Raw genomic sequence first — 20,021 nt, 5'->3', positions numbered from 1 at the left:
GTGGGTTCAAAGGCGCGGAAGGTGTTGGCATTCTCGCCGTCCTTGAACAGGGTGTTCTCCACCGTGGCCCCGTGGATGGCGCAGAGCAGCGCACCGCCCAGCACCCCAGCAACGCCCATCATATGGAAGGGGTTGAGGGTCCAGTTGTGGAAGCCTTGGAAAAACAGCAGGAAGCGGAAGATGGACGCCACGCCGAAGCTGGGAGCAAAGAACCAGCTGCTTTGGCCGAGGGGGTACATCAGGAAGACGCTGACGAACACCGCAATCGGCGCGGAGAAGGCAATGGCGTTGTAGGGCCGCAGACCGACCAGACGAGCCACTTCAAACTGACGCAGCATGAAGCCAATCAGACCAAAGGCACCGTGCAGAGCGACGAAGCTCCACAGGCCGCCCAGTTGGCACCAGCGCACAAAGTCGCCCTGGGCCTCAGGACCCCAGAGCAGCAGCAGGGAGTGACCCAGGCTGTTGGCGGGGGTAGAAACGGCCACGGTCAAAAAGTTAGCCCCTTCCAGGTAGGACGACGCGAGGCCGTGGGTGTACCAGGAAGTAACGAAGGTGGTGCCAGTCAGCCAGCCGCCCACCGCCAGATAGGCGCAGGGAAACAGCAGAATGCCAGACCAGCCCACAAAGACAAAGCGATCGCGCTTCAGCCAGTCATCGAGGATGTCGAACCATCCCCGTTGTGCTTGCGCGCGCCCCATTGCAATGGTCATACGCGGATCTCCGTAATCATCAATGGACAGTTATGTACACGGAAGATAATGGCGCTTCCCCAGATTTTCGTGAGCCAAGCCTGACAACCTGTCAAGACCGCAGCCCCGAATTATGAGGAGTGTTTACTATTCTTTACCGTACTGATCATTATAGGGGGTGTTTTTGATGATCCCAACCTCTAGCCGCTGAATTCCTTAAGATTTGGGGCTTCCCATGAGTCGATATACCTAATCCGTGCGAGAGAAATCCCCTTAATGTCAGCTTTGGCGTACCCAGCACTACACTTATGTATATGGTGGAGGCATTGCCATCGGCCATCTTTAACGTCGCGAGTACTCTCTAACCTATGTTTACGATTGAATTGACCCTCAAGCATACGGCCATGCCCCTCTCGGTGCAGAAGAAGGAGCAGGAAGCGGCAGAAGCGCTCTATGGATCCATTGTTAACGACGTTCGCAGTGGCAGCGGCCAATGGCTGGAAATGACCTGCGATCAAATCCCCAACAAAAAAGTGACGGTGCTCGCCAGCGAAGTTGCCGCCGTGCAAATCTTTGAGAAGGCGGCGGGTGTAGCGGGCGGGCGTCCCCCAGGCTTCTTTGCCCTCAGCGCCGATCAATAAAATCAACCCATCCATGACCGCCACCTACCCCAACGCTGCCATCGCCGTTCACAACCTGCAATTTCAGTGGCCTTCGGGGCAACCTGTATTGCAGAACTGTTCCCTCACGGTGGAGCGGGGGGAATTTTGTATGCTGCTGGGCAACAACGGCAGCGGCAAATCCACTTTGCTGCGAATTTTGGGTGGGTTGCTGAAGCCCCAATCCGGGGAGTGGTTCATTGAATCCCCGGTGGGCTTTGTGTTTCAAAATCCCGATCACCAACTGGTAATGCCCACGGTGGGGGCGGATGTCGCCTTTGGCTTGGTGGAAGAAAACCTGCCCCTGGCGGAAATTCGCAATCGCGTCGATGATGCCCTCGCCGCCATCAATTTGCTCGACCTCAAGCGTCGCCCCATCTATGCCCTCAGCGGGGGCCAAAAACAGCGGGTCGCCATCGCCGGAGCCATTGCCCGTCACTGTCATGTGCTGTTGCTGGATGAACCCACTGCTTTATTAGATCCTGACAGCCAGATCGACCTGGTAAAGCGGGTGCGGGAACTGGTGAAAGAGCGGGGCTTAACAGCCCTCTGGGTGACGCATCGCCTCGTGGAATTGGACTATTGCGACCGAGCCTTTTTGCTGCAAGCGGGTCAGGTCACGGATGAAGGTAGCCCGGAACGGTTGAAGGCGTTGTTGCAGGCGGCTTAGTCCAGACAAGATACCTATCATCGGTCTGCTTGTCCCGTAGCCAAAGCAACCCCAAACACCAAAAATCCCCAGTAAGATTAAGGAATTATGTCGTTATGTAACCTTGGGGCGGGGGGATGGGGTCATGAAGCAGGATGATTGCATAGCCAAACTCTTGGTAGACGGCTACAACATGATTGGCGCGTGGCCCCTGTTGGTGCAGAGGAAACAACAGGACGGTTTCGATGCGGCCCGTCGTGAACTGATTGAAATCCTCGCCAACTACAGCGCCCGCAAAGGGTTAGATACGCACCTGGTGTTTGATGCCCACGGGGTGCAGTCGCCCAGTGTCCAAGAGGTTGTCACCGACCGTCTTTCGGTGCACTACACCAACTTTGGCCAAACCGCCGACACCTATATTGAAAAAGTGTGCGCCCAGCTCATGCACCAATCTCGCCGCAACCATCGGATCATCGTCGCCACCTCCGACCGGGTACATCAACTCACCGTCACGGGCTACGGGGCCGAATGGATGTCGGCCCGCCAGCTCGAAAGCGATATTCACCTCATCCACCAACAAAGTCTGCGCCGTCGCCCTCGCCGTCCCCAGCCTGCCAGTCGTTCTTTGATGAGTGGCCTGAACCAAGAGGCCCAGGAAAAGCTGATGCGCTTACGATTTGGCCATCGGGGCTAGGGGTATTAGAGCTTGGGGCTTGGGGTTTGGAGCTTAGGCGTTGGGGCGCACTGCTGTGAGCCCGTACAGGGGGATCTGAGGTGGCGCAGATTTTTTTGGGGGAAGGGGTTGTCAAAGGGGCACTTTTCTCGTTAGTATTAGTTTCGACTTAATCCTCAGTAGCTCAGTGGTAGAGCGGTCGGCTGTTAACCGATTGGTCGTAGGTTCGAATCCTACCTGGGGAGTTTTTAGATTTACACGGTAAAAGCGCCTGTGAAAGCAGCGAAGCTTTTAGCAACTCAGCGCCAATTCTAAGCGTTGGGCTTGCTCAATCGGTTGGGTTGAATTCTTTCAGGGACAGGCAAGATACCTGCCCTGTCCTGCTTCTGCGCCCCCGGCGGCTAGTTGAGGACGCTCCACGTAGCGGGGCCAACGATGCCGTCTACCGTGAGGTTATTGGTGCGCTGAAGCTGCCGAACCGCCGCTTCGGTTTGGGGGCCAAAGACGCCGCTAATGGGGCCACTGTAGACCCGCTTGGCCGTCAGTCGTTGTTGCAGAAAGCGTACGGCTTCCCCTTCCATGCCGGGGCGAAGGATGGGCAGGCTGGCGGTGGTGCTGGCCGGGGGCGTGGCGGTAGCGGGCGGAGGGGTGGGTCGAGAATTGGTGGCTGGGGGATTGGTGGCTGGGTTGGTGGGGGCCGGATTTGCCGTGGGTGGATTGGTGGCTGGGGCGGTGGTAGCCACGGTTTGGCCGGGGGGAGTGGTTTCTGCGGCGGGGGCAGGCAGGAGTTTGCTCCAGGTGGCTGGCCCCACAATGCCGTCGGCGGTGATGGCGGTGGCCTGTTGGAAGCGCTGCACCGCCAGTTGGGTGTCTTCTTGGAAAACACCGGACACTGGCCCTGCATAGTAGCCGAGTAACACTAACATAGACTGTAGTTCGCGCACCGATTCCCCTTGGCTACCCAGGCGAAGGGTGGGGCGCACAATGCGTCCGCCGCTAATGGTGGGATTAGCGGGGGCGACGGAAGGATCGGCACTGGGCACGGGCTGTTGGGCAACCGCATGGCCACCCCATCCCAATCCTGTAGCCAGTAGCATGAAGAGCCCGAGGCTGTGCCCAAACCTGGTTTGGGGACGGCAGAGTACGTATCGATGGGGATAGAACATAGGCGTGACTCCAGGAGGGCGGCAAGGGGGCAACATAGCGGGCATTCTGGCCTGCAAACGGCTCCAGCGGGCTTAGCCGAGAGCCATTATAGACCGAACCCTCCCATTGGCGAGGGGGTACCTGGTGAGGATCGAGATGTTGAGGATCGAAAGACTGTGAAGCCCAAGGTAGACCAACCCGAATGGATAGACTGGCCGCTGGGCTTTCGGCCTCTGCTGCGGATGGTCGTCGCCGCTGATTGCTGGGTTGGGGTAGGGTCGCCCGACCGCCCTAGCGCCGAGGCCAACTGGCCAGCGGCCTTTCTCACCGTGGCGGAGGCCTGCGCGACGGGGCATCCCGTGGGGGTAGGAACCTGGTCCTTGGCCCTAAACAACGTGGTGGTTGCCACAGACCAAGAACGGGAATGGGTTGTGCTGATGATGGCTACGCCCATGGTGCTGATCAATGCCAATCCCCAGGGCCACCGACGCTCGGTCATCCAAGCCTGGGGACAGCAGGTCGGCTTGGGTGCGTCTACCCTAGTGACCCTGGATCGTTACTTTCAGCTTGTGGGGCAGCGGGGTCGGGCGGGCAGGTGGGCGAGCGATGATTGGCCCTGGGCAACCCCCAGGGGAATGGCAGCGCCGTTGACGATGGACGCCAATTTTAATGATGTCGTAAGGTTGGTTGCCTCGCTGCAAGGTCAAGCCTTGCCTGCCTTGACCTTGGCCCATCGGCAGGGCTGGCCATCGGTGGCACTAGCCCTGGTGGGGGTGTTGTCGAGTCTGCGGTTGGGATCCGGGGGGCTACCCTTGGCTAGGCTAGCCGACCAGGCGAATCGGGGAGATTTAGGGCCGCGCTGGCAGAACTACGATTTCGCCCAAATGGATTGCTTGGCCGATGCCCTCTACCAACGCTGGTGTGGTGTGGCATCCGGTCTCCCAGGGGAACGCCTATAATGACTAGAGATTCTGAAATGGCCTAGGGCGAAACTAGCCAGTCAAGCTCTAGCCCAAGTCCTTCTGCCTGTTGGCTGTTCGCGCCCGATTGCTGAATTGACCTAGCCTATGAGAGCGCTTAAGGAACTGGTTGCCGCTATCGAGACTTGGGTTTCGGCAGCGCCCGAAGCCATGGCGGAGATGCTTCCAAAGCCGTCCTTGGCCCGGTCGTCGCGCCTCTATCGGTCTACTTTTGGGCCAGAAAGAACCCAGGCCACCGCCGTTCCTCCCCTGGGCAAAGCCGAGGGCCTGAGATCGCCCTTGCCCTGTCGCGCCGCCAAACGCCATCGCGACATTCGCCATCCTCGTCTGGCCATTCTCATCACCACGGTGGGGCTCACCACCGTGCTAGGCCAACGCTTCTATAATCAACCCGGCTTGCAGGTGGGCAGCGTGGCCCCAGAGACAATCTACGCCCCTGCCGATGCCTCCGTGGAGGATAAGCAGACCACCGAGGAACGCCGCCGCGATGCCCGGAATGGTGCCCTGCGCGTGCTGAAGGTAGACCCTACGACCACCGACACCACCCTCCGTACCATCGATGCCTCGGTAGCCCAATTGACCACCCTGCGGCGGGAGGCTGGCCCCCTACCCTTTGTGCCCACCGATATGATCTCCACCCAAATGCAGATCTATCTGCGGCGTTCCAACGATGCCACGTGGCTCAAGCTGCGTAGTTTGGTGTCTCCCCTGGCAGAACGTGACGCCGATCCTGCCCTGCTGCCCCCCCTAAGCTTGGGCCTTCTTACCCAGGGGCAAACCCTCACCCCCTCCCAGCAACAGGCCATGCGGGAACTGTGGAACTATGCCCAGCGATCCTCGGTGCAGGAGTTTAACACCCTACTGAATGAAGTAGAACAAGCCCGCCAGAGTTATCAGCAGGCCCAGGCCAATTTGGCCCTCCTGTCTAACGAGGTGGAAGGGCTCACCTACTCCCCCACAGTGCTCGACTTGAACGCGGAACACTGGACAGATACCCAAGTTGGGGTGCGACGGGCGGCAGAGCGTATGCTGGCCCAAGGCATTACCCCCGGACTGTCCTCAGAGGTGATCTACCGCGCTATCCAAATGCAGTTGAAGGGCACCGTGCCCCGCCCTGGGGAGGACATTGCCAGCCAACTGCTGCAAGGCAGTCTTCAGCCTAACCTGATTGAAGATCCCGACCAAACCAGGCTGAAGGCCGACATGGCCGCTGAAGCCGTTAAGCCTGTGCTGGTGGATATTCGCCAAGGGGATTCAATTGTGGTGGTGGGAGAGAGTATCACCCAGAGCAATTTTGTCTTGCTCGACCATTTCAACCTCAGCCAGCGTCGGTTTAACTATGGGGGACTGGCGATCTTTGGTGGCTTAGTAGGGGGTGGTATTGGCGTCTTTTTATTGATTGAGCGCTGGAGTCCCCAGCATCTCCGTCCGCAGGACTATGTGTTGATCTCGGCCATGGTGGTGAGTACGGGCATCCTCAAAGCCCTTAGCATTGCCGCCTATGGGCTCCCAGCCATTGGGCTCTTGGCCGGAAATTTCTATGGGCCAGTGTTGGGGGGCACGCTGGTGGGGTTGTTGGCCCTGCTGGTGCCCATCGGATCCACCGTCAGCGGGGTCTCTTGGATCGCCGGGGCCGCCGGGGCCATGGTCTGTAGTCTGTGGTCTGGGCGAATGCGATCCCGCGAAGAACTGGCCCTCCTAGGGGCTGGGGTGGGGGTGACCCAGGGCGTGGTTTATCTGCTACTCACCCTGATCGTGAACCCGGTGTCGCTGGTCTCGGCCTGGTCGGGTATTTTGACAGGAGCGGCGATTCAGGGCGGCTACGGCATTTTGTCTAGCGTGGCCGCCCTCGGCCTCAGCCCCTACCTAGAGCATCTGTTTGACCTGATTACCCCCATTCGTCTGGCCGAACTCTCCAACCCCAATCGGCCCCTGCTCAAGCGACTGGCCTCAGAGGCACCGGGCACCTTTCAGCACACCGTGTTTGTGGCCAGTTTGGCCGAAGCCGCCGCCCGCGCCCTGGGCTGCAATGTGGAATTGGTGCGGGCGGGCACCCTATACCACGACATCGGCAAAATGCACGATCCCCTAGGCTTCATCGAAAACCAGATGGGTGGCCCCAACAAGCACGACCAACTCAACGACCCCTGGCTGAGTGCCACCATCATTAAGCGCCACGTCAGCGAGGGCCTGGTGATGGCCCGCAAATGTCGTCTTCCCAAGGCGCTTCAGGCCTTTATCCCCGAACACCAGGGCACCATGTTGATCAGCTATTTCCACCACCAAGCCCAGGAAATGGCCCAGCAGGATGCGACCATCACCCTGCAAGAGGCGGACTTTCGCTACGATGGCCCCATTCCCCAATCGCCGGAAACGGGCATTGTCATGCTGGCCGACTCCTGCGAAGCGGCCCTTCGTTCCCTCACCGACGCCACCCCCGACGAGGCTCTAGCCATGGTGAACCGAATTTTGCGCACCCGCTGGAAGGAAAATCAATTGGTGGAATCGGGCCTCACCCGCGAACATATGACGGTGATTGCCGATATTTTTGTGCAGGTGTGGCAGCAGTACAACCACAAGCGGATTGCCTACCCCAAAGCCACCCTCTCGCCCAAGGCGGGCTAGGGCGGCGGTCATCTATAATTTGGGATACTCACCCCTCAATTTCGGAGTGCAAGTCACCATGGTTTTTCCCCTTGGCGTGGCCGCCAGCAGCGGTCTCCCATCCACCTTCGTGCTGGTCTATGTGGTGGGCTTCATTGCCGCCGTCAGCATTGGATCCATTGCCTGGTACAACTCTAAGCGCCCACCGGGCTGGGAAAATAAAGACAAGCCCGACTTTATTCCCAAGGTCAACGCCGACACCGACGACGCCGAATAAGGCCGCATCATCACGACGATTGAGCCGCCCCAGCGGTGGCCTGTTGGCGCAGTTGGGTAATCCAGTCCCCCAGCCCGTAGGGGTTGACCCGGTAGCTGAGGGGATGGACGATGAGGCGGGCAGTGCTGTAGTAGAGCACCTCTAGCTCAATCAGATTGTTTTCCCGCAGGGTTTTGCCCGTGGACACCAAATCCACAATCGCCTCAGACATCCCGGTGATGGGGCCAAGCTCCACCGATCCAGAGAGGGGCACAATATCCACGGGCAAATCAAGGCTTTGGAAATAGTCTTGGGCACAGTGGACAAACTTGGAGGCAATGCGGCTGTGGGCCGGAATATCTAGGGCCGAGCGGTAGGGGCTATCGGCCTTGACCGCCACCGACAGCCGACAGCCGCCAAAGCCCAGATCCGCCAGATTGGCTACCTTGGGCTGCTTTTCTCGCAACACGTCGTAGCCCACAATGCCGATCTGCGCCTGCCCATACTCCACATAGACGGGCACATCCTGAGCCCGCACCAGCAGCGCCCTGGCCCGCCCGGTGGGATCGAGGATTTGCAACTGGCGGTTGGCCTTGTCTTGGAACAGGCTGAAATCTAGGCCAACCCGCTGAAAGAGTTGAATACTGTCGCCCAGCAGGGCTCCCTTGGGCAGGGCAATGGTAAGCATAGGATTGGAACACAATGGCCTTCGCTATCTTACACCGCCGTTTCCAGGGATTTACTGTCGGCCTGCCCACAACCGGATGCCGTCAGTTGCCCTGACAAGACAACACCTCTGGGTTGGGTGCCGCCTGCCGTGCTTGATTCATTTGGGCGGCGTTAAACCGACCAAAGGTGTTGAGGCGGTTGATCTCCTCCGGGGTGGGGAGAGTCTCCGCCACGATGGCCCCCAGATCGCTGACGTAGATGACCTGGACAATGCGCAGGCGGCCCTGGTCGTGCTGTTCATAGAGGTCGGTGTAGCGCTGGGCCTGGGCTTGCCACTGGGCGGGGGCACAATAGCTGCGGTCAATAATCACCGTCACCGTAGGGCCCGTGTTCCATTGTCGCAACCCCAGCCCTAGGCCGATGAAGGCCAGCCAGCCGAGGCCGAGGGTCAGCAGGAGGCGGAGGGTGGGTTTGCGCATGGGGAAGCCGGGAGGGGGGAGTCGGGAGTTGGGAGGGGTTCTAGAGGTTGACCTGGAACAGATCGCGGAACAGGCTTTGGACGTTGTCGGGGTTGCCCTGCTGCACGGTGGATTCTCGCAGGCTGGCGATGGCCTGGAGCTCGCTTTGGCTGACTTCGCCGTAGGCAATGGGGTAGAACCGCACATCACTGTAGGCCATGATGTCCTGCACGGCATCGAACTGAAAGCCTCGGTTGGCTTCGCCATCGGTGAGCAGCAACAGGTAGAAGCGCCCGGTGGGGTCAGCCGCTTTTTTCTCCATCAGGTCAGCTAGGCCCACCATCATGCCGTCGTACATGGCGGTGGCTCCATCGGCCCGCAGCAGATCGACCGTGGCCAGAAAGCGCTGGTGCTGCGGTTGGTCAAAGGGGGCCAGGGGCAGACGGCGAACCGGGCGATTATCAAAGGTGACGATACTGACGTAGTTGCCGGGGTTAATTTGTCCGGCGGCGATGCGTAGCCCATCCTTGACCGCTTGCATTCGGGATCCTTCCATGGAACCGCTGGTGTCAATCACCAGGGCCATATAGACCGTGCGGCCCCCATCTTTGCGCAACTTCCAGTTCGACTGGGCGGCGAGGAGCACCTCCCCTGATGGGATCGGTGGGTGGTCGGCGGTGGCCCGCAGGTGGTCGGTTTCCACAAAGCCCTGCTGGGCGGCGAGGGCTTGCATATCGGGCGACAGGGCAAAGGCCGAGAAACGTTCTAGGGCGGCTTGCTGTTGAGGGCTGTTCCACCCAAAGCCCACTAGGGGGTTGTTGTGGGGCATCCCAAAGGGAACGAATTCGGTGTTTTCAAACCCTGGCACCTGGCGCAGGGCCAGGTAGTTTTGGTACTCCAGGGGGAAGGCTTGCAGATTGGACTGATCCCGCAGGAATAGTTCTTGCAGGTCGAGGGTGGTGGGCGTGGTAATCAACACCTGGGCCTGGAACTGATCGAACACCGAGTTGACCTGGGGGGTTTGCAACTCGGCGGTGGTAAGTTGCCCGCCACTTTGCTGGTGCCCCGCCGCCCGCCAATAGAGGGTATAGAGCAGGTTGAGGGCGGTGGAACTGGAATAGGGGTTGGGATAGGCCACGGTGATTTGCTCCGAGGCAATGGCGGCCAGCAACCGATCAAAGCTGACGGTGCCATTTTCCGCCAGTTGGTCGTAGACGGCCTTCGGCAACACCCAGCCAGCGGTATTGGGCACTAGGCGTTCTGCCACGGGGGTCACGGGCACGCCCTCGCTTTGAATCATCGCCACCCAGAGGTCATTGGACGGACTATACCCCTGGGGCTGGGCCACTCCGGCCCCCAACATCCGCGCCGCCGTTCCAGAGGCCACCTGACGCACCCCCACCTGAATCACCTCCCCAGAGGGCAGGGTTTCCTGGCGCTGGTTAAAGGCTTCGGCTACCTCCACCAGCCAGCGCTCGTTTTGACGGTTGACATTGGCCTTCTCTGAGGAACTAAAGATTTCCACATGCACCGTATTGCCACCGCTGGGCTGGGCGGCATAGAGCGGAAAATCCTCGGTTTGGGGAATGGGCTCCACAATCTGATCCGTGGCATAGCGGGCCGCTATTTCGTCGGACACCACCTCATCGATCACATCAATCTTGGGTAATACCGAATTGACTAAGGCCACCTGGGCACTTTCTGGAGAATCAATGGTAGTTCCCATGGGCAAACCGCCAGGGCCACAGTTCCACAGAAAAACGGCACACAATCCCAGCAAAAAGGCCAAAAGCGGACGACGACGAAGGAAGGTAGGCATGGATAACGGCTGTGAACTCAGCAGTGAAATAACGGAATGGGGCGACCCCACCCCCCAGGGTTCCAGGTGGCCTTGGACAAGGCGCTAGGGGGGCGGTGGATCCTCCAGAATGAGCTTGTTGGCGCTAATCAAAATTTGGAGGCTTTGGGGCAGAGGGGCTTGGCTGGCCTCCGCTTCCAGACTGGAGAGGGCGACTTGATCTTGAAGCTGCTGGAGTTGGGCATGGGTGGCCTGGAGGCGATCTCGGCTGGCCGTCAGCCGTTGCTGGGCTAGTTGGCGATAGGTGGAGGTTTCAATTTGGTTGATCACCGCCAGTCCATCGGCCACCTGACGGGCCAGATCCACTACCGTATGCAGTGCCTCCAGAAGTTCCATCTGCAAGAGGGGATCCCGCTCGGCAATGCGGGCCGCAAACTGCTGGGATTCTGCGGCCCAAGCCTCCACCTGCCGCCAAGTCTTTTGGCCCGACCCCGGCACCCGCTGCCCCAGGGGTTCCATTTGGTAACCAAAGGCTTCGGCATTCAACAGGTTGCTATCGCTGGCCACGGAGGGATTACGGCGAAAACCCAGCGCCCAGCTACCCACCATGGCCCCGGCAATCACCGCCCCGCCCAGGAAGGTCAACCACCGATTTCCGGCCAGCCCCCACAAGACCGCACAGCCCAGGCCCAGACCGACCAACAAAAGATAGGTCTGGGGCAGCCGCCAAAACTTAGCCCAGTGGATATGCATAGGGAACCCGTTGAATGTGGTAGCCAGGGAAGGTGTGGTCCAGCCTAGGGCACCGTCAGAGTGCCGCCCAAGGTGACGATGGCATCGGAGACCTGGGCCTCTCGATCCGCCGTTGCCGCCACCATCAGCAGAAAGGCCGAACCGTTGCGCTGGCGGGCAAACACTTTCCCCGTAATCGGCTGGGGAGGAGCCGCCCCCTGGGAGAGCCGTCCCGTCCAGTTAATCCGAATGCCGCCCCCCGGAATCGCCTGCACGTCCCCCGTGGTGAAGCCTTCCCCCTGGCCGAAGGTTTGCTGGGTGACCTGCACCAAATCGGCCTCCGTGGCGATGGCGGCTCCAGCGGGCAAAGGGGCCACCGCCACGGTATAGGCCAAACTTCCGTCAGGAGATTGAATCAGGGGCGCATTTCCCGCTCGGCTGACCTGGTAGCCCTCAAAAATGCCGATCTGAAAACGGCCCTGGGGGTCGTCAAAATTGCCCGCCAGCATGGGCATGGCCGGGGCCAAGGTCGGCGGCGGCGCATTTTGGGCCGCCGCCGTAGGGGGGTCTCCGCCCCAACGCCAGCCCAGCCACAAACACAGGCCGAGGCTAACCACAGCCACCATCAACCAGCGATATCGATGTCGGTGTCCCATCGCCATGAGTTTACGTCCCGGTACCACACTTCACCGCTAAGCATAGCAACGGAGACCCAAACCCCCCAGGTTATGTAAAAAAATAGCGACCAACCTTAACGCACCCCTCTAGGAACAAGGAAGCCGCTAGGGGCGAGAAAACCGCTAAGGGCAAGAAAACGACCTCCCAATGGGAGGCTGGATTACCCTAGGCCGTAGGCTTCCACGCAGCGCACAAACATCTCCACCCCTAGGCTGAGGGCCGTTTCGTCAAAATCAAAGCGGGGGTGATGGTGGGGATAGGCGAGGGCTTTTTCGGTATTGGCCGACCCCAGGAAAAAGTAGCAGCCGGGAACCGCTTGCAGGAAAAAGGCCATGTCTTCGCCGCCCATGGTGTGGCAGTCGGGCACCACCCCCGCCGGAGTTTCCACCACAGAGAGCGCCACCGACCGCACCAACTCCGCCATCCCAGCATCGTTAATCACCGGGGGATAGAGCGCCTGATAGTTCCATTCGTAGGTCGCGCCTTGGCTTTGGCATACCCCCGCCACAATTTGCTCCATCCGGGCGGGCAGAAAGTCTGTGTAGCGAGGGTCAAAGTAGCGCACGGTGCCGCTCAGTTCGGCCACATCGGCAATCACGTTGGGGGCATGGCCACTGTGGAACTTGCCCACGCTAACCACCGCCGCCTGGGTTGGATCCACATTGCGGGCCACGATGGTTTGCAGCGCGTTGACAATCTGCGCCCCTACCACCACCGCATCCACCGTTTGGTGGGGCAGTGCCCCATGCCCTCCCTTACCCTGAATGGTGAGATGAAACAGGGCCGTCGCCGCCATCAGTGGGCCAGTGCGCACCCCCACCGTGCCTAAGGGCAGATTGTTCCACAGATGTAGGCCAATCATCGCCTCCACATCAGGATTTCTCAGCGCCCCCGCCTCAATCATGGGTTTCGCGCCCCCCGGCCCCTCCTCCGCTGGCTGGAAGATCACCTTCACCGTGCCCCGCCACTGATCGCGATGGGCCACCAGATAGCGCACCGTACCCAGGGCAATGGCCACATGGCCATCGTGGCCGCAGGCGTGCATAATGCCCTCGTGCTGGGAGCAGTAGGGCACCTCGTTTTCTTCCCGGATGGGCAGGGCGTCCATATCGGCTCGAATGCCCAGCACTGGCCCCGGATGATCGCTCTCAATCACCGCCACCACGCCCGTTTTGGCCACCCCCGCCTGGAAGGGAACGCCCCATTCCGTGAGTCGCTGTTGGATAAATTCCGCCGTTAACTGCTCCCGAAAGCCCAACTCTGGCCGCTGGTGCAGCCGTCGCCGCCAATCTACCAGGAGGGACTGAAGGACGTGGATGGCCGGACGAATGTTCTGGGCATGAATGAGCCGGGGCGGCAAAGAAGTCGCAAACATCGGATTGTATGAGGGTATGAAGGAGCAACCAAACAGCAAGCTGGGCAACCCACGCCTACTTTTCACAGCATAAACGAGAAACCGATGTCCCCTTTCCTAGGGATGCCCCGCCCCACCGCCGCCACGGGAAAACAGACCTCACACCCCTTAGTCCCAAGCAGTTTGCGGTGGGGGGCTGGTGGCGAGATAGGCGTAGTATCCCTGCCTGGGTTGCCAGAGAATCGCCCCGTCTTGCTCCGTACACCACACTTGGATGCCCCGTTTTTTGAGGTCGTCTGCGATGTCTGGGGCGAGGTTTTGGGTGGAGGCAATGGCAATCCGAGGGTGAATGGCCTCCACCAAGGCGGGCTGGAGGGGTTGCCCATCCCACCACAGGACATCACTGGCAAGGGCGGGGGCCGACTGGAGCAAGGCCCGCTGATCCGCTTGGCTCAGGTGGGTCAGCATTAACCAGGGGTGTTGCTGGAAGAGGGTAAGTTTGAGGGCGGTGCCGAGGGCTGGACGAACTGGCGTGGCCAGACTAGGGGCGGCAGGGGGCACATCCAGAAGCGACTCAATGCGGTGTGGCCCCAGGGTGAGGGTTTGGTGAAGGCCCAGGCGAATGGGGTTTTGGATCTCCTTAGGCGGCACCCGCAGGGGATGGGTATAGTAAAAATGCTGGATGGGGGTTTGGGCGATCAGGGTTTTCCAGTTGTCATCATCACTGCCCTGGCCGTCGATGGCGTGGTTGAGGCGGTTGATTCCGGCCTGCCGTAAAAACGGCCCCACGGTATAGAAAGCGGTGGACTCGGTGCCGCTGTTGATCAACAGGGTCGAGCGGTGATCTTGCACCACCATCACCGCATCGCGACCCGCCGCCAGCACCGCCACCTGGGAGAGGGTGGCTCCTCGATACCACAGTGGCCCCAGGGCGATCAGCATAATCAGCAGCGCCACGGCCCAGCGCCAGCGCCGCCCCAGGGATGACCATCCCCCCAGTCCGTAGAGCAGGTAGAGGCCGATCATTTGCCAGAGGGCGATGTGGCCCATGGCCAGGGTGCTACCAGGGAGGCTAATTTCCCAGTGGACGAGGGCAATCAGCAGGGTAGTGGGCAACCCCAGCAGGAAGGCCAAGGCACTGCCTAGGGCCGGAAGGACAAGGGCCACTAACCCGCTGACCATCCCCCCCAGGCTAATCACCGTTACCAAGGGCGTGACGACCATATTCAGCACAATGCTGTAGGTGGTGAGGGTATTGAAATAGTAGAGGGAGAGGGGAATCGTCCAAAAATAGGCCGCGAGGGGCACGGCGAGAAGCGTGGCTAGGGTAGGAGGTAGCCCGTTCAACCGCTCGGTGATCGGCTTCACGCTCACCATCAGCCCTAGGGTGGCCATGACGCTGAGCCGAAAGCCTACGTCGTCAATCCAGGTGGGGTTCCACACCAGCAGCAGCGTCACCGCCAGCAACAGACAGCCCAGGGGTTTGACACTCCGTTCTAAGGCCAACCCCACCAGCGCCCCCAGTCCCATCAAGGCCGCCCGCATGACGCTGGGTTGGGCTCCCGTCATCAGCACATAGCCTACCAGTACCAGGCTACCGATAATGAGCTGGGCTAAACCGGGACGGGCCAATCGCCCCTGAAGGGCAGGGAGACGCAGAATCCCCATCACCAGGCCCAGCAACAGCGACACATGGAAGCCTGAGGCCGCGAGGGTGTGGGCCAACCCTGCCTGAATAAAGGCATCTTGGAGGTCGTAGGGCACCTGCACCGCCCGCCGTCCTAGGGCCATGGCGCTGACCAGGGCTCCCTGCTCTGGGCCAAGCCCCTGGCGATGGGCCTGCACAATGCGCTGTCGAATGGGCCATAGCCCCCAGCCCGCCTCGGTTTGAATCTCAACCCAGCGACCGCTAAACCCGGCGTAGGCTCCCCGACTGGCCAGGTATTGCTGGAAGTCAAAGGCGTTGGGATTCTTGGCCGTGGAGGGGCGGTAGAGTTTGCCCTGCACTTGGACGGTTTGGCCGGGGCGCAGATCTTGAATGGCGTCCTTGGGCACCGTGACGTAGAGCTTGCCTTCGGTGGTGGTGGGTGAACCGAGGGGGGTATTGTCCTCACCCAAGGTCTGAATTTGCTGGGTTTGCAGCCAAAACTGTCCCTTACCGCTGCGGCTAATTTTGGGGGTATCGTCGATTCGGCCCCAAACCACCTGCGAACTATCGGTGAATTCTGGCTGAAGCCGATGGCTGATATCTAACACCGAAGGCATGGGCGATTGCCAGCCATAGTTCAGAGCGGCCACCAACCCCAGCCCCCCCAACCCCAGCCATAGGGGAGATTGTGGCCCCAGGGGCCAACGTTGGGGCATGGTGAGGGCGGCGATGGCCCCCAAGACTAACGCCATTAGCCCGGTTAGCCCTACCCCAGCCCACAGCCCTAGCCCGCCGTGGCGTACCCATAAACTCACGACCAATAATCCGGCAACGTACGCGCCGCACCCCAACATTCCTGCCATGGCACCCATCGTTTTTATTGCACCCATAACTAGACTTAGAAAGCCCGTTTTGGCTCTCAAAATCCACGGATGGCAACTACTTTTTTACAGGTGATGTTCTGGGGCAATGGCTAGTCCTAGACCGATCCAACCATGCATCGTCTAGATCATCGTCTAGAACTCCGGGCAGATATAGGGTCTGGGTCGTAGGTTATCGAGACTCAGAGGGGTAGAGCCCCGTACCTAAGCCCATGGGTTGTGATGTTAGCGATTTGTGACTAAACGTCTGGGCTAGGCTTGGTTTCGTCGCTGTCGTCGTTGTAGAGGGCATCCAGTTGTTCGCGGGCATCCTTCACGGAGATCGACCGCATTACCAAGAGCGGTTCGCGAATCACCTGCCCGTCTTGATCGAGCAATTCGGGGTGGGGCACTGGACGGCGAGTATCGTTGCCGTAGGCACTGGGGGATTGCGAATTGCGGGCGTTGTTACCCAGCAAAACAAGATTTCTCACCAGGTTGGCAATGGCCAGAATGGCGAGAACCGCAAACGCAATAATATAAATAACTTGCCACATGACTTGTATCCTCTGGCCAATCGCTGCCTGTATTGACTGTAACCTGTTTACCCTGATTATGGCCCATTCGCCCAGGCCAAATTCGCCCCCAGATTTGACGCTAACGGGATAAGGATCGATGGCGACGGGCGACCATCCAGCATTCTGCAACGAGGGCGTGCCAGGTCATCACCTGGGCCGGATCAACGCCTACCTGTCCTTCGGTAATCGCCAACAAGGACGCCGCCGTTTGGGTTTCAGCCATGGCTTCCTTCAGCCGAGCCAGCAAGTTCGCCTGATCGTCTGCATGGGTACCGAGCAGTGGCCCCTCCTCGAACAGCGTTAGGGAACGCTGAAACCAGTACTGAAAGTCGTCAAGCAAGGGAGAGAGCACCTGAGCCAGCAGGGTTGGTTCGCCAGAAGTTATCCCATCGGCAGGGGCATCATCGAAGGGGGCAGGGGGCATAGCAGTGAGGTTAGGACGGCGAGGGTGGATGCTCCCATTTCGGGGTGGATGTCTTGATCCTAACGCAACCTTAAGCCCTTGGGGTGGTCAGAGGGAATGGGCTTAGGGTGAGACCTCTGTGGTCTCCCTTGGCCCTAGGGGTTGCCATCCAGCTTGCCAGAGGTCTCGATTGTTGAGTTGTTTGGCATTCACCCACAGCCGTACCGAAGGATCGCAGGAAGCGACGATCTCCGCAAAGACCCAATCGCCCTCCTGCTTCCGATTAGCGACCTGAAAATGCCGCCAACCCTCGGTGGTGTGGCAGGCTGTCCATTTAGAACCGAGCAGGTGGGGGAATTTCTGTTTACGAGTCATGGAAAAAATGGAAAACCAAGCTGTTTTTCGCGGGGTGCCTAGCGCCCAAACGAGGCCACTGTACTAGCATCAGCCGTGCCTAAAGGGCCAAGCGCACAGCCATACACCACAATCGTAGTCCCGGAATGATGCACCCAAACCCCAGGATAACAAGCATCAGTATAAGCAGTAGCCCATGGGGAGAGGGCTGCCAGGGCATGGGCCGCTAGCTTACCCCGGACTGAGATTACAGTGGATCACCGTTCAAACGCCCTCTGAGTAGCTTTTTAAGGCGTTGCTTCAAAATCGACCAGTTGATGGGTTTGGTAATGTAGTCGGTTGCGCCTGCGGCAAAGGCATTTTCGACCGAGGTTTCATCATCCAGGGCGGTGATCATCAAGATGGGCGTTTGACAACTCTGCTGGGTGAGTAGCGAACCCTGAACCTGGTCGGTATAGAAGACATTCTCGGTGGCTTGCAGTAGGCGAATTTGCTGACAGCAGGTGAACCCGTTCATTTCGGGCATCATGGCATCGAGGAGAACGAGATCGGGGGACTCTTGTTGGTAACGTTCTAGGGCTTCTTGGCCGTTGGTGGCTTCGATGGTGCGGTAGCCCGCTTGCTGAACGGCCATGGTTAGCAAGCGACGGAGAGATCGGTCGTCGTCTACAACCAGCACGAGGGGCGCATCGATGGAGGTCGTCATGGTAGGTGCAGGTAAAGGCTCAAGCAAAAACGAAAATGGGTTTCTGTGGGCCAGCAAGCGGGTGATGACAGACGTTGGCTCTGGTTTTGAGAAGCCGTAGCCTTGGCCGTAGGTCATCCCCATTTCGCGGGTGCGGCGGTGCTGAAAGGCGGTTTCGATGCCCATGGCCACGAGGTCAATGTGTAGATCGTGGGACATGATAATTAGGCTTTTCAGCCATTCCGCCAGTTTGGGGTCAATATCCAAACGATTGACGGTTTTGGCATCAATTTTGAGGCTGTTGACCGGGAATCGATGCAGAAAGCTGAGGGAGGCGTAGCGGGTGCCGATGCCATCAATACAGATTTGAATGCCCCGCGTCTGCAATTGCATCCAGACCCCCATGGTGGCCGAGGTATCTGTAACGATGGTGTGGTCTTTGATCTCCAGCACCAGGTCGTCTCCCCGCAGGTGGTGGGTGGCCAAGGCCCGGTCTAGGTGGGCCATCAGATCGGGATGGAGAAATTGTTGGGTGGAGAGGTTGACACTGAGGCGAACCCGCTGTTCCGGGAACTGCTGCCGCCAGGTGGCCAACTGCTGACAGGCTTGATCGAGCACCCACCAGCCCAGGGGAATGATCAGATGGGTATCTTTGGTGGCGGAGAGAAAGTCTTCGGGGGGCAGCATTCCTCTCTGGGGATGGTGCCACCGCACCAGGGCTTCTAGGGTGTCGATGCGACCATTGCCCAGGTTTACGATGGGCTGGTAGTAGAGTTCAAATTCCTGGTTTTCTAGGGCCTGGTAGAGGTCGGCATTTTTGACGACGGCCCGCTGAATCAGGCGGTAATATTGGCGGCTGATGGCCTCGACCGTGAAGTTTTCGCGGATGAAACGGTGTCCCGAAAGGCCCAATTGCTGGGTGGCTTCTCCGTCTTTCATCAGGTAGCGGATGTAGCTGGCGAGGCCCTGGCTATCGCCGTTGCTGAAGGCGGCCCCGCAGTGCGACTGAGACACCACCCCCCGCAGGTAGGAATGGCCTTCGCAAATGATCGCCACGGGCCGACCGGAGGACAGGGCCGAGTAGAACTTGCTGGGGGCCACCAGCCCCTCCATATCGGTGTCGATGCTGACTAGGTGCAGGTCGCAGGCGGTGAGGGACTGGGGCAGCAGGGCTTTGTCTTGGTAGGGCAGGAAGCGGCAGTTGGTGAGGCCGAGATCTTCGACCTGCCGCTCGGTGATCTCCCGTTTGGGGCCACCGCCGATGAACAGAAACTGTACCGGATCCTCCCGCAGCGCTTGGGCCGCACCGATGATGGTGTCCATGTCGTGGCAGCGCCCCATATTGCCGGAATAGAGCACGGTGAAAAGGTGGTCGGTGCCGTGGGTTTGGGCAAAGTCGTTGTCCGCCTTGGCCAGGGGTTTCACCCAGTCGGGGTCTGACCAGTTGTGGATGACGGTGATGTGCTCCGCCAGGGTAGGGTGCTTGGCCCCAATGCGAGCCTTCATGGTTTCGCAGGGCACAATCACGGCCTCCGCCCGCTGCCACACCCAACGATTCACCGCATCCCACAGGCGCACCACCCAGTGATGGGCGGGCAGCATTCCCAGCCCCGTCACCACGTCAGGGTAGAGGTCATACACCAGAGCCGCGTAGGCCGTACCAAAGATAAGGCTAAACAGAAACCCCACTACCTGCACGTAGGGCGGTTCGCTGACGAACAGGACAATATCCCCCCGGTTGCGTGGGTTCAGCAGGTGCCAGGCCGTATGCAAACAAAAGGCCAAGCTGCTGAGGGTGCGGCCCTTCATACTGCGAGAACGGCTGCGCAAAAAGTTCGATCGGGTGATATGCACCGGGCCTTTTTGCTCTTCGGCGGGGGCTTCGACCACCTCAAAGGCATAGCTAGGTTGGCCCGTAAACACCCGTACCTCAAACCCCTGCTGGCCCAGGTGAGTGGCTAACTCGTCCATATACTGCCCGGTGGCGGCAAAGTCGGGCGGAAAAAACTGAGTGACAATGGTGAGCCGAATCGGGCGATGGTCATGCTCTGGATGGCTTTCCAGCGGTGGTTGCGATGACGCATCCGGTCGGAAGCACTGATTCAGGAATTTAAACATGGTTTTGCCAGGGAAAGAAAACAGGGC

General features: G+C 59.6%; 19 protein-coding genes and 1 tRNA gene. 7 read left to right on the top strand and 13 right to left on the bottom strand.

The genetic code is table 11. The features are described 5' to 3' along the window. A partial coding sequence (locus H6G62_RS12515; protein WP_190495577.1) for a photosystem II D2 protein (photosystem q(a) protein) occupies positions 1 to 713 on the bottom strand: 713 nt, incomplete at its 3' end. A 347-nt stretch (positions 714 to 1,060) separates the two neighbouring features. On the opposite strand from H6G62_RS12515, the gene H6G62_RS12510 reads away from it, so the two are divergent. The 4 genes from H6G62_RS12510 (at position 1,061) to H6G62_RS12495 (ending at position 2,918) form a co-directional block, all read left to right on the top strand. After that, complete coding sequence (locus H6G62_RS12510; protein ID WP_190495575.1) at positions 1,061 to 1,333, top strand: hypothetical protein; 273 nt, start codon at positions 1,061 to 1,063, stop codon at positions 1,331 to 1,333. A gap of 13 nt (positions 1,334 to 1,346) precedes the next feature. After that, the gene (locus H6G62_RS12505; protein WP_190495573.1) at positions 1,347 to 2,021 is read left to right on the top strand and encodes an energy-coupling factor ABC transporter ATP-binding protein; all 675 of its coding nucleotides are present in this window, start codon (positions 1,347 to 1,349) and stop codon (positions 2,019 to 2,021) included. 124 nt (positions 2,022 to 2,145) lie between these two features. Beyond that, positions 2,146 to 2,694: an NYN domain-containing protein gene (locus H6G62_RS12500; RefSeq protein ID WP_190495571.1), complete on the top strand. Its 549-nt coding sequence runs from the start codon at positions 2,146 to 2,148 to the stop codon at positions 2,692 to 2,694. Between the two features lie 152 nt (positions 2,695 to 2,846). Further along, positions 2,847 to 2,918: transfer RNA gene (locus H6G62_RS12495), tRNA-Asn, on the top strand. 156 nt (positions 2,919 to 3,074) lie between these two features. Here the strand turns inward: H6G62_RS12495 and H6G62_RS12490 are convergent. Then, the gene (locus H6G62_RS12490) at positions 3,075 to 3,770 is read right to left on the bottom strand and encodes a peptidoglycan-binding protein (protein WP_190495570.1); all 696 of its coding nucleotides are present in this window, start codon (positions 3,768 to 3,770) and stop codon (positions 3,075 to 3,077) included. A gap of 225 nt (positions 3,771 to 3,995) precedes the next feature. Here H6G62_RS12490 and H6G62_RS12485 point away from each other — a divergent pair, with 225 nt between their 5' ends. The 3 genes from H6G62_RS12485 to H6G62_RS12475 all read left to right on the top strand — a co-directional run bounded on the left by H6G62_RS12485 (position 3,996) and on the right by H6G62_RS12475 (position 7,680). Then, on the top strand, positions 3,996 to 4,778 hold the full coding sequence (locus H6G62_RS12485; protein WP_190495568.1) for a hypothetical protein: 783 nt from the start codon (positions 3,996 to 3,998) through the stop codon (positions 4,776 to 4,778). Positions 4,779 to 4,886: 108 nt separating this feature from the next. Continuing rightward, positions 4,887 to 7,424 carry an HDIG domain-containing metalloprotein gene (locus H6G62_RS12480; RefSeq protein WP_190495567.1) on the top strand — a complete coding sequence of 846 codons (2,538 nt, stop codon included), beginning with the start codon at positions 4,887 to 4,889 and terminating at the stop codon, positions 7,422 to 7,424. A 58-nt stretch (positions 7,425 to 7,482) separates the two neighbouring features. Continuing rightward, positions 7,483 to 7,680 carry a hypothetical protein gene (locus H6G62_RS12475; RefSeq protein WP_190495565.1) on the top strand — a complete coding sequence of 66 codons (198 nt, stop codon included), beginning with the start codon at positions 7,483 to 7,485 and terminating at the stop codon, positions 7,678 to 7,680. Positions 7,681 to 7,690: 10 nt separating this feature from the next. On the opposite strand, the gene hisG is transcribed toward H6G62_RS12475, so the two are convergent. The 11 genes from hisG to H6G62_RS12420 form a co-directional block, all read right to left on the bottom strand. Then, positions 7,691 to 8,347, bottom strand: coding sequence for an ATP phosphoribosyltransferase (gene hisG, locus H6G62_RS12470; protein WP_190495563.1), 657 nt, complete (start codon positions 8,345 to 8,347; stop codon positions 7,691 to 7,693). A gap of 82 nt (positions 8,348 to 8,429) precedes the next feature. Then, complete coding sequence (locus tag H6G62_RS12465; RefSeq protein WP_190495561.1) at positions 8,430 to 8,807, bottom strand: hypothetical protein; 378 nt, start codon at positions 8,805 to 8,807, stop codon at positions 8,430 to 8,432. A gap of 40 nt (positions 8,808 to 8,847) precedes the next feature. Then, positions 8,848 to 10,605, bottom strand: a complete 1,758-nt coding sequence (locus H6G62_RS12460) for a VWA domain-containing protein (protein ID WP_190495559.1) — start codon at positions 10,603 to 10,605, stop codon at positions 8,848 to 8,850. 84 nt (positions 10,606 to 10,689) lie between these two features. After that, positions 10,690 to 11,337 (bottom strand): hypothetical protein, encoded by a 648-nt coding sequence (locus H6G62_RS12455; RefSeq protein WP_190495557.1) that lies wholly within the window; start codon positions 11,335 to 11,337, stop codon positions 10,690 to 10,692. Between the two features lie 44 nt (positions 11,338 to 11,381). Next, entirely contained in the window at positions 11,382 to 11,978 is a 597-nt protein-coding gene (locus H6G62_RS12450; RefSeq protein ID WP_190495555.1) for a hypothetical protein, read from the bottom strand. Between the two features lie 176 nt (positions 11,979 to 12,154). Next, a complete protein-coding gene (locus tag H6G62_RS12445) occupies positions 12,155 to 13,369 on the bottom strand; it encodes an amidohydrolase (protein ID WP_190495552.1) in 1,215 nt (404 codons plus the stop codon). A gap of 147 nt (positions 13,370 to 13,516) precedes the next feature. Continuing rightward, entirely contained in the window at positions 13,517 to 15,811 is a 2,295-nt protein-coding gene (locus tag H6G62_RS12440; RefSeq protein ID WP_190495550.1) for a ComEC/Rec2 family competence protein, read from the bottom strand. A gap of 305 nt (positions 15,812 to 16,116) precedes the next feature. Beyond that, complete coding sequence (locus H6G62_RS12435) at positions 16,117 to 16,413, bottom strand: DUF2973 domain-containing protein (RefSeq protein ID WP_190495548.1); 297 nt, start codon at positions 16,411 to 16,413, stop codon at positions 16,117 to 16,119. A 100-nt stretch (positions 16,414 to 16,513) separates the two neighbouring features. Further along, positions 16,514 to 16,858, bottom strand: coding sequence for a DUF2605 domain-containing protein (locus H6G62_RS12430; RefSeq protein WP_190495546.1), 345 nt, complete (start codon positions 16,856 to 16,858; stop codon positions 16,514 to 16,516). A gap of 102 nt (positions 16,859 to 16,960) precedes the next feature. Continuing rightward, a complete protein-coding gene (locus H6G62_RS12425; protein WP_190495544.1) occupies positions 16,961 to 17,212 on the bottom strand; it encodes a TIGR02450 family Trp-rich protein in 252 nt (83 codons plus the stop codon). Positions 17,213 to 17,438: 226 nt separating this feature from the next. Continuing rightward, a complete protein-coding gene (locus tag H6G62_RS12420; protein ID WP_190495542.1) occupies positions 17,439 to 19,994 on the bottom strand; it encodes an EAL domain-containing protein in 2,556 nt (851 codons plus the stop codon). Positions 19,995 to 20,021: the final 27 nt, after the last annotated feature.

It is taken from the genome of Phormidium sp. FACHB-1136, from assembly GCF_014697375.1.
In the GTDB taxonomy this organism is placed as follows: domain Bacteria; phylum Cyanobacteriota; class Cyanobacteriia; order Phormidesmidales; family Phormidesmidaceae; genus Nodosilinea.
This window is presented reverse-complemented; position numbering and strand designations above follow the sequence as displayed.